8 protein-coding genes and 1 pseudogene are annotated in these 7,474 nt (G+C 54.7%); all 9 read left to right on the top strand.

The genetic code is table 11. The features are described 5' to 3' along the window. A pseudogene (locus NNZ72_RS25130) lies at positions 1-600 on the top strand (hypothetical protein); the annotation flags it as partial. 12 nt (positions 601-612) lie between these two features. Further along, positions 613-2,505 carry an MrfA Zn-binding domain-containing protein gene (gene drmB, locus NNZ72_RS25125; RefSeq protein WP_257318423.1) on the top strand — a complete coding sequence of 631 codons (1,893 nt, stop codon included), beginning with the start codon at positions 613-615 and terminating at the stop codon, positions 2,503-2,505. Between the two features lie 336 nt (positions 2,506-2,841). Next, a complete protein-coding gene (locus NNZ72_RS25120; RefSeq protein WP_257318421.1) occupies positions 2,842-3,405 on the top strand; it encodes an STAS-like domain-containing protein in 564 nt (187 codons plus the stop codon). Continuing rightward, entirely contained in the window at positions 3,405-3,755 is a 351-nt protein-coding gene (locus NNZ72_RS25115; RefSeq protein ID WP_257318420.1) for a hypothetical protein, read from the top strand. The genes NNZ72_RS25120 and NNZ72_RS25115 overlap by 1 nt, the downstream gene beginning before the upstream one ends. Continuing rightward, complete coding sequence (locus NNZ72_RS25110) at positions 3,752-5,029, top strand: DUF4417 domain-containing protein (RefSeq protein WP_257318419.1); 1,278 nt, start codon at positions 3,752-3,754, stop codon at positions 5,027-5,029. Before NNZ72_RS25115 ends, NNZ72_RS25110 begins: the two co-directional genes overlap by 4 nt. A 12-nt stretch (positions 5,030-5,041) precedes the next feature. Beyond that, complete coding sequence (locus tag NNZ72_RS25105) at positions 5,042-5,434, top strand: hypothetical protein (protein ID WP_257318418.1); 393 nt, start codon at positions 5,042-5,044, stop codon at positions 5,432-5,434. A gap of 48 nt (positions 5,435-5,482) precedes the next feature. Next, positions 5,483-5,941 carry a hypothetical protein gene (locus NNZ72_RS25100; RefSeq protein ID WP_257318417.1) on the top strand — a complete coding sequence of 153 codons (459 nt, stop codon included), beginning with the start codon at positions 5,483-5,485 and terminating at the stop codon, positions 5,939-5,941. Then, positions 5,926-6,525 carry a KwaA family protein gene (locus NNZ72_RS25095; RefSeq protein ID WP_257318416.1) on the top strand — a complete coding sequence of 200 codons (600 nt, stop codon included), beginning with the start codon at positions 5,926-5,928 and terminating at the stop codon, positions 6,523-6,525. Before NNZ72_RS25100 ends, NNZ72_RS25095 begins: the two co-directional genes overlap by 16 nt. A 2-nt stretch (positions 6,526-6,527) precedes the next feature. Beyond that, positions 6,528-7,474 (top strand): Kiwa anti-phage protein KwaB-like domain-containing protein (locus tag NNZ72_RS25090; RefSeq protein WP_257318414.1); only part of this gene is annotated, 947 nt, incomplete at its 3' end.

Raw genomic sequence — 7,474 nt, 5'->3', positions numbered from 1 at the left:
CTCGGCATTCCTCGCCCTGGCAGCCGCAAAGATATGGCTGCCATACTTTGTCAACAGGACCTAGTCATCACGCTACTCAATATCCACAAGCCACGCGACCGTACGCATTACGAACAATTCCGTGCGTTCCACATGAGTTTCTACCGCGCAGTAGAAGCCACGAGTGTAACGCCGTTCTCGCCGCGAGCCTTGGATCGGGCATTGGCGGCCATGCTGGTTGCAGCGGCGCGCCATGTGGAGCCCGACCTTACGCCGAACCTCTCGGCTGAGCGGATCGCGAACAATGCGGCGGCCTACGGACGCGTGAGGTTGACCGTCGAAGAAAAAATGAAGACGGCTAAGCTGGAACAACAACTCATCGATCGGTGTATGGCCCGTCTTGACGGGTTAAGAGACGAATGGTCGACTATAGCCGACCGACAGACCCGTAATGGTGAAGTCTTCACCTATGCGAAGGCCGAGCCCGTCAAGCGTTTGCTTCAGGAGCCGTTGGAGCAACAACCCGGCAACAAGTTCTTCATTGCAGCCCGCTCCATGCGGGACACCGAGCCCGTGGCGCTCCTCAAATTGCGGCGGCCCGACGGGCGCGTGTTTTCATAAGCGAGATTTTCAATGGCCGATGTAACTCAATCCTTCAGCCAACTGCTTCTTACCTATGGGCCTGGGGCAATGATCGATCTGCCTGACCAAGCGGTGATTGTGTCGGGGCTTCAAGGATGGGATAGCGGTGCCAATGTCAAACCAATCTCTGAGGACCGCCTCGTCAAGCTTCTGAAGGAGCAACTGGGCACCAAGCTCAGCACGAGTTTCATGGGATTGCGCCAGCCGCCGGCATTCGACGAGGATAAGCGTGGCGATCGTGCGCCGGGCGTCGAGGTTCTTATTTTTCCGACTTGGTTCACCGTTGATGCCGGTGGCACGATATCTTCTAGTTCTGGTGACGATGGCGAGTCCGGGGCGCCAGCGACGACAGTTGCCCAAATAGAGAAGCGGCGACGAATGGTCGAATTCACCGATCTTTCTGTGACAAATGCCGGTAAGCTTTCTTACAAGGGTGATGGCGGAAAGCGTGCCGAAGTTAACCCAATCCGCTTTGTGGCAGCCTGCGCTAAGGGCCATCTGCAGGATATTGACTGGCGGTGGTTGGTGCATCGGAATGGGGACAGGTCCTGCAGAAAGCCGATGTACTGGGTAGAGAAAGGCGTAAGTTCCGATCCTTCGGACATTTCAGTCCGATGCACATGTGGTTCCTCTCTGACCATGGGCGATCTCTACAAGCCCAAGTTTATCGGCGGCTGCCAGTGCAAGAGCCCTTGGCTTCAACCACAGCATTTGCCTGGAGAAATCTGCTCCAATGATCTGCGTCTTCTGCCGCGGTCAGCGACAAACACCTATTTTGCTCAGACGGTCACGGTCATTTCACTGACGAAAACCGACGATCGCGCGCGTCAGACGATACAGGAACATCGTCCGACGATCGATTCCATCCGCGCCTTGCCCAATTTCATCGATATTTTAAGAAGCCTTCCACAAACGAAAGACGCATTCAGAGATTTCAAAGATGCGGAAATCTTGGGTGCCCTCGACGAGGAAACGGGTGAAAGCGACCAGACATCTGCAAATCCGCGAGTTGCGGAATTCGACATGCTCGCTTCCGGAGCACGCGTTATCGGTCACGACGGCCCAACATCGCATCTGTTCGCGGAAACGTTGGCGCGCGAGCAGCTTGGCTTGACGGAGCCGTGGTCGAGTTTTCTGAAGAGCGTCGTGCAGGTCCATCGGCTACGCGAAGTCACCTGCCTTTATGGATTCACACGACTAGAACCTCCTCCAACGGCTGCCGAGAGCGAGCTAGATGAGATTCAACTTGCTGTGGACGGTGCAGACCTCTCGCGGAACGTGGATTGGCTGCCGGCGATTGAGCAATTCGGTGAAGGTATTTTTCTCCATGTTGATCCCGAATTCATCAAGAAGTGGCTCATTGAGCCAGAGGTAGTCTCTCGCGCCCAAGTATTGAAAGAGGCCGAGAGAAAGGAGGCTGAACGTTTTGGGCGATCTCCAAACTATCTCGGTATTGCCAACTGGGCACTTCATTCCTTGTCACACGCCATGATGTCCGAATTGTCCTTAGAATGCGGTTATCCGCTTTCCTCCTTGAAGGAGCGTATCTATTCCAGCGGGACCTCGCAGGCGGACCGGTTCGGCATTCTTATCTACACCTCAACGGCAGGTGGACAGGGCACACTCGGAGGATTGAGCGGCGTAGCCCACCAAGTTGGCGACATACTTGAACGTGCGGTAAGACACTTGGAGCTATGCTCAAATGATCCAATCTGCGCCGAGCACTCGCCAGAGAGTGATCATGATGACCGCCACATGCACGGCGCGGCGTGCCACGCTTGCCTTTTGGTACCAGAGACTTCGTGCGAAGCGCGGAATACCAGACTGGATAGAGGGTTGCTAATCCCGACAGTAGTCGGCACGAAATATTCGTTGTTTTCATAGCGCCTTGCTCGGAATATTTCTAGATGAGCGAGAGATAAAATTTGTGTGGCTGAGTGTATCGAATCTTTACAAGTATCTGTGTTCTCAGACTTGAATTGAGTACCTGCATATTTCTGTGCCTGCGCGGAAATAATGTCTGCATACCGTTTCACGCCGGCCCTCATTGTTTATGTTGCGAATGGCAGGAATGCACCCTTCCGATTGCGCTCCGTTCCTTCATTCCAAAACAATCGGTTCCAGCGATCTGAATAACGTTGTGAAGAAAATTCATTAATCGTTACCTTGACGCTTTTGCCTATCGTCACTATCTTCATTTCGTGAAATGAGGATAGTGAATTGCACATTTTGATACCCGAGTTGGCGGGACACAAAACCATTCTGACCGGGAGTTTGGCCGGGCGGAAAGTGTTGTCCGATCTTATCGCGGCGATGCAGCCGTCCGCCGAGACGGAGATCGTGTTCCTGGACTTCGCCGGTATCGATGTGGCCACATCATCGTTCCTGCGTGAGTGCGTAGTAGGGTTTCGTGATTTTGCCAGAAACGGTTCCTCAAACTTATATCCGGTAGTCGCGAATATGAGCCCCACGGTGGCTGAGGAACTTGAGTTCTTTGCCCGGCAACGAGGGGATGTCTTTTGGTCGTGCAAGCGCTCGGCGAGTGGCCATCTCTCCGATATCTCTCTGGTCGGAGAGCTTGAGCCGGTCCTTCGTGTCACGTTCGATCATATCAAGCGTCTCGGCGCGGCGACCGCTCCACAGCTTGCCGCGCTCGGCGACGACGGAAAAATCGGCCCGACTGCCTGGAATAATCGGCTGTCGTCTCTCGCGGCGAAGGGCCTTGTTGTCGAACGCCGTGTCGGCAAAACAAAAAGTTTCGCACCACTGTTGGAGGTTGGCTGATGGGACTCGATTACATACGCCGCGATACTGGAAAACCGTGGCGAAAGCGGTGGAATGGCGGGCTTGATCGCCTGAAAAGCCCGACGCTGTTTGACCTCTCCATTACGGAAGCCAGCCACAGGGTTACGGTGGAGTTAGCACCTGGTGCTCGGGTTAGCATTGGTGACACCTGCCTAGTCGAACGCAGTAGCGGGGAACTGGCAGTAACAAAAGGACTTCATGCGGTGGGCCGCATTCGCAATCCTGCGAGTGAAATCAATGCGGCGGTCGCGACCGGTAAGGGTTTTGTCGAAGCCCACGTGACCCACGTTGGTCTCTTTGGTGATACGGCGGAGGTAAATTTCAAATGAGTACGCGTCCTGCCTATGAACCCTCTCGGACTTTCCGCCAGCCCCAACGGCTGTGGGACGATCCCACCATCCATACGCCGGCATTGGGTTGCCGCAATTGCAAGGACTTTGGCATCTGCGGCGGACTTCACACGGAAGCCGGTGTATTTCTGGATTGCCACGGCCTATGCACCTGCAAGGATAAATCAAAATGCGACATGATCTGCCGCTTTAATCCTTCGCATTTCGTTGCCAGGCTGCGGGAGATCAATGGTTTCGAGTTTGGTGATGTACCTCGCCTCGCCGAATTGCCGTTGCCTGCTTTGCCTCTCGTCGTGCCGTTCATCCATCACAAATACCGCCGCGCCTCAACCATCAACGAGCCGGTTGTGGCGATTTCCCTTTATGAACTCGTTAATCTCGGTACAGGGGAACTGCATGTGCGCACGCGGGAAGAGCTGGCTCAGCGGTTTCTGGTGCCTCCCGGTGCCTCGATCATTGTGAGCGGTGTGGGCAAGGACCCGGCAATCGAGCGTTGGTGGGAACTGGAAGATCGATCGAGGTTGATTGCACAGCTCCGCGATCTTGGAATCACCGTGATAACCACGCCCAATTACAGCGTCCTCACCGACGTGCCGAGGACCGACAACCTGCACGCTATGAAGCGGATTTTTATGGCATGGGCGGAATTTGCGTCAGCAGGGCTGCCGGTGGCGCTCCATCTCAACGCGAGAACCGAACATGACTACCAGCGGTGGGCGGATTTGATCCGCGAACGGTCGGAAATCGGCGTTGTCGCTTTTGAATTCGCGACCGGTTGCGGTCGCGGCGAGCGGATCGAATTCCATGCGGCCCAACTGGTCTTACTCGCGCGTCGTGTGGGAAGACCCTTGGATATCATTGTACGTGGCGGGCGTCGCGTCTTGCCGCAACTCAATCAGGCTTTTCGCAGGGTAACGCTCCTCGAAACCGATGCTTTCACGCTGACGCATCGTCGGCGTCGGGCTCATTTGAATGAGGCTGGACGGCTGCGCTGGGTTGCTTGGCCGACCGAAGCCGACGCTCCCCTCGATGAACTACTGGCTCATAACATCAACACGGTGCGGACGGCAATCGAGAGGGAAATGCAGAAACCGTTAGCTCCGGTCCGTATTGTTCGGCGGACGAGAGGTGCGGCACAGGACCGAAACTACGAACCCGGGCAGGGCAGCTTTTTTGGCAATCTCCATTTTGCCCGTCAGGCTCAAGTTGTTCCCGCTAAGCGCGAGGACATAATCCCCGCTGCGAAACCGTAGGTCACCTCTTTCATGCGCCAACGCACGAAAAAGCTGACCGATGCCGTAGCCGTGCCCCGACTCTCGACCGAATCGAGATGCACCGTCGTGGAGAGCTGCACGCAAGGCTTGGCCGGAATTCTCAAGGTTCGCAAATTCAGAATTTTGCTTAAGGCTCGCCAGCACGCCCAAGCCGGCATCGGCAACGACAAACTCGAAAGCGCCGTCACTTATCGCATAGGCCACAAGCCCTGTTTCGATGCGGCCGCTATGCGCATAGACGTTATCTTGCAACTCGCCCAATGCGCCAAGCAACCCCTCTACAAGCCGGCGCGGAAGATTGCGAGTCGCAGCCGCGTTCTCGGCATGCTTGGCCCATTGATCCCAAAGGGATTGATCTTGGGAGGTGGGGTCATGCCGAGCTAGGGGAAATATGCCCGCAACATCACGCACCCCGTTGCCGGTGATGGTGCCTTGGTCGAGCGCCTGGTCCACCATATCTACAAACCTGGGTTCGAACGAAACCGCATTGTAAGCGTCGGAGAAGATACGCCGAGCCATCGCGAATTCCACCAGAGGACCAATCCGGCCGGAACGCCGCACGCGAATGCTTCCGTATTGGGGAAGGCGCTCGGCAGCGGCCTGCCAAAGCAGATCGTCAGCGTTTTCAAAACTACCATCAATATCACGCGCTGCCTGCATGCCGTGCCTGCAAATCCTTCAACGCATCTCTTCGGCGGGCAGCACGTCGTCGGGGCTCCCGTCATTTCTGCGAACGCCGGAAGTCGTCCTGTCTCTCAATCGGATAGGATGAATCAGCTTCAGATGATGCAATATTGGCGCGAAAAGCCTGCCTGCGCCACAAGAAATGGGCTTAATCCATCTCTTTTGTTTCAGAATTATGAGGACGGTGCAGCATGCAGCTTCGCCTGATTACCGCGCTTTTTATCTTCGTCGGCTCATGCTTGCCGTTAAGTCTGATCCTGTTAGCGCAAAACTTGGACTATTCGCGGCTGCAACAAGATTTCTGTTGGAAGATTTGGGAAGAAGGTTGCTCCTTACCGTTGAAGAATCCGAACTTTGCACTCGGAATTTTTCTGGCATGTGTCGTTTGTTTTGCCGTGACGCTGATCGCTCTTGCTGCCGTCCGGCCCAAACACGAAATCCAACTAACGCAAGTCAAGCATGTCCCGGCGGACCTCATGAATTACACGCTCCCTTATGTGGTCTCCTTCATGAGCATTGACTACCAGGAAACCGGCAAGTTTGTGGGATTCCTGATCTTCTTGGGCTGGATGTTCTGGATCACTTACCGCTCTGGGCAAGTCATTCTGAACCCGCTTCTGATTGCGTTCGGCTGGCGCCTCTATGATATCTCCTATCATTTTGTCGGAGACCAAACTGAGCAGGCTGGCAATGCCCTGGTACATGGCCACGTCGCGGCGGGTGAGCGTCACAGGCAGATTGCAATTCAGGACATCCTCGTTGTTAAGGCCAATCAAAGCACGGATAGATAAAGATGCCGGTCCCGCAAGCGTTCACTGATTTCGACATAGACGGCGCTACCGTTGCGCTCTGGGTCTTCAAAAAATCCGTCTCGAAAGGGATTCCCGTCTTTACAGGCCACTGGATCGAGACTGAGCCGAACCTGGATGCTGCCTTGAAGCAAGCGATCAGCCAAGAGCGAGGCCGCATAACGGAAGTGATTGAATACTCTCTCTTGGCTCAAAACAATGAGCATAGTGCCTTGCACATCGATAGCTTGGTCACCCATGCGGGACTGGTGACTGCCCAGATGGGAGCCGAACTTCCGGCAAAGAAAGTCGCAAATCTAAAGCAGGTTCGAAATACCGATTTCTATGTCGTGAAATTGGTGAGCGGTGACTCCGTTCTTTATGCCGTCCGGAAAACAGATGCGTCATGGCGATCAAAAAAGGCAGTCGATTATCTCTCTGTACTGTTTGCCGATGATCGATTGACCTTGCAGGAAGCCCCGAGTTTCAGTGTCTCGCGGCATGTGGATTTCTTCATCCTGGGTGACAATGTGCTGATATCCCATAAGGGGGCCTTTGAGTCCGTCCTGAACTATAAGCAGGCCCATGCCGACGACTTCCTTGTGCTTCAGGCCGAGGATGAGTTCTCGTCGCTATTCTCCACGATTGCGCCCCTGATTGCATTCGTAGGGAGCAATAAGCTACATCTGCGCCGCGTATGCGCTATCAGGGAGAAGGGCCACTATAAGAATGCTGCGTTCATGGACAGGCTGAGACAGCATCACCAGCAGTTTGGGCTGGTTTTGATATTTAACGCTCAAGGTAGTATCGAGCCCACCGACGAGACCTGTGCTGATATCATCCGGGCATTCCTAGATCACCGTCTTATGTCGCCGTTTTCCGAGAATATTGAACCGGCCCGGCTTTTCCGGAGACCCCAATTCGTGAGAAGTAGGGTCTATGACAAGCAAGA

The organism is Shinella pollutisoli, assembly GCF_024609765.1.
GTDB classification, from domain to species: domain Bacteria; phylum Pseudomonadota; class Alphaproteobacteria; order Rhizobiales; family Rhizobiaceae; genus Shinella; species Shinella pollutisoli.
This window is presented reverse-complemented; position numbering and strand designations above follow the sequence as displayed.

Coding starts and splice junctions, on each gene's coding strand:
- drmB (WP_257318423.1), top strand. CDS start 613: ATGGCCGATGTAACTCAATCCTTCAGCCAACTGCTTCTTACCTATGGG.
- NNZ72_RS25115 (WP_257318420.1), top strand. CDS start 3,405: ATGGGACTCGATTACATACGCCGCGATACTGGAAAACCGTGGCGAAAG.
- NNZ72_RS25110 (WP_257318419.1), top strand. CDS start 3,752: ATGAGTACGCGTCCTGCCTATGAACCCTCTCGGACTTTCCGCCAGCCC.
- NNZ72_RS25105 (WP_257318418.1), top strand. CDS start 5,042: ATGCGCCAACGCACGAAAAAGCTGACCGATGCCGTAGCCGTGCCCCGA.
- NNZ72_RS25095 (WP_257318416.1), top strand. CDS start 5,926: ATGCAGCTTCGCCTGATTACCGCGCTTTTTATCTTCGTCGGCTCATGC.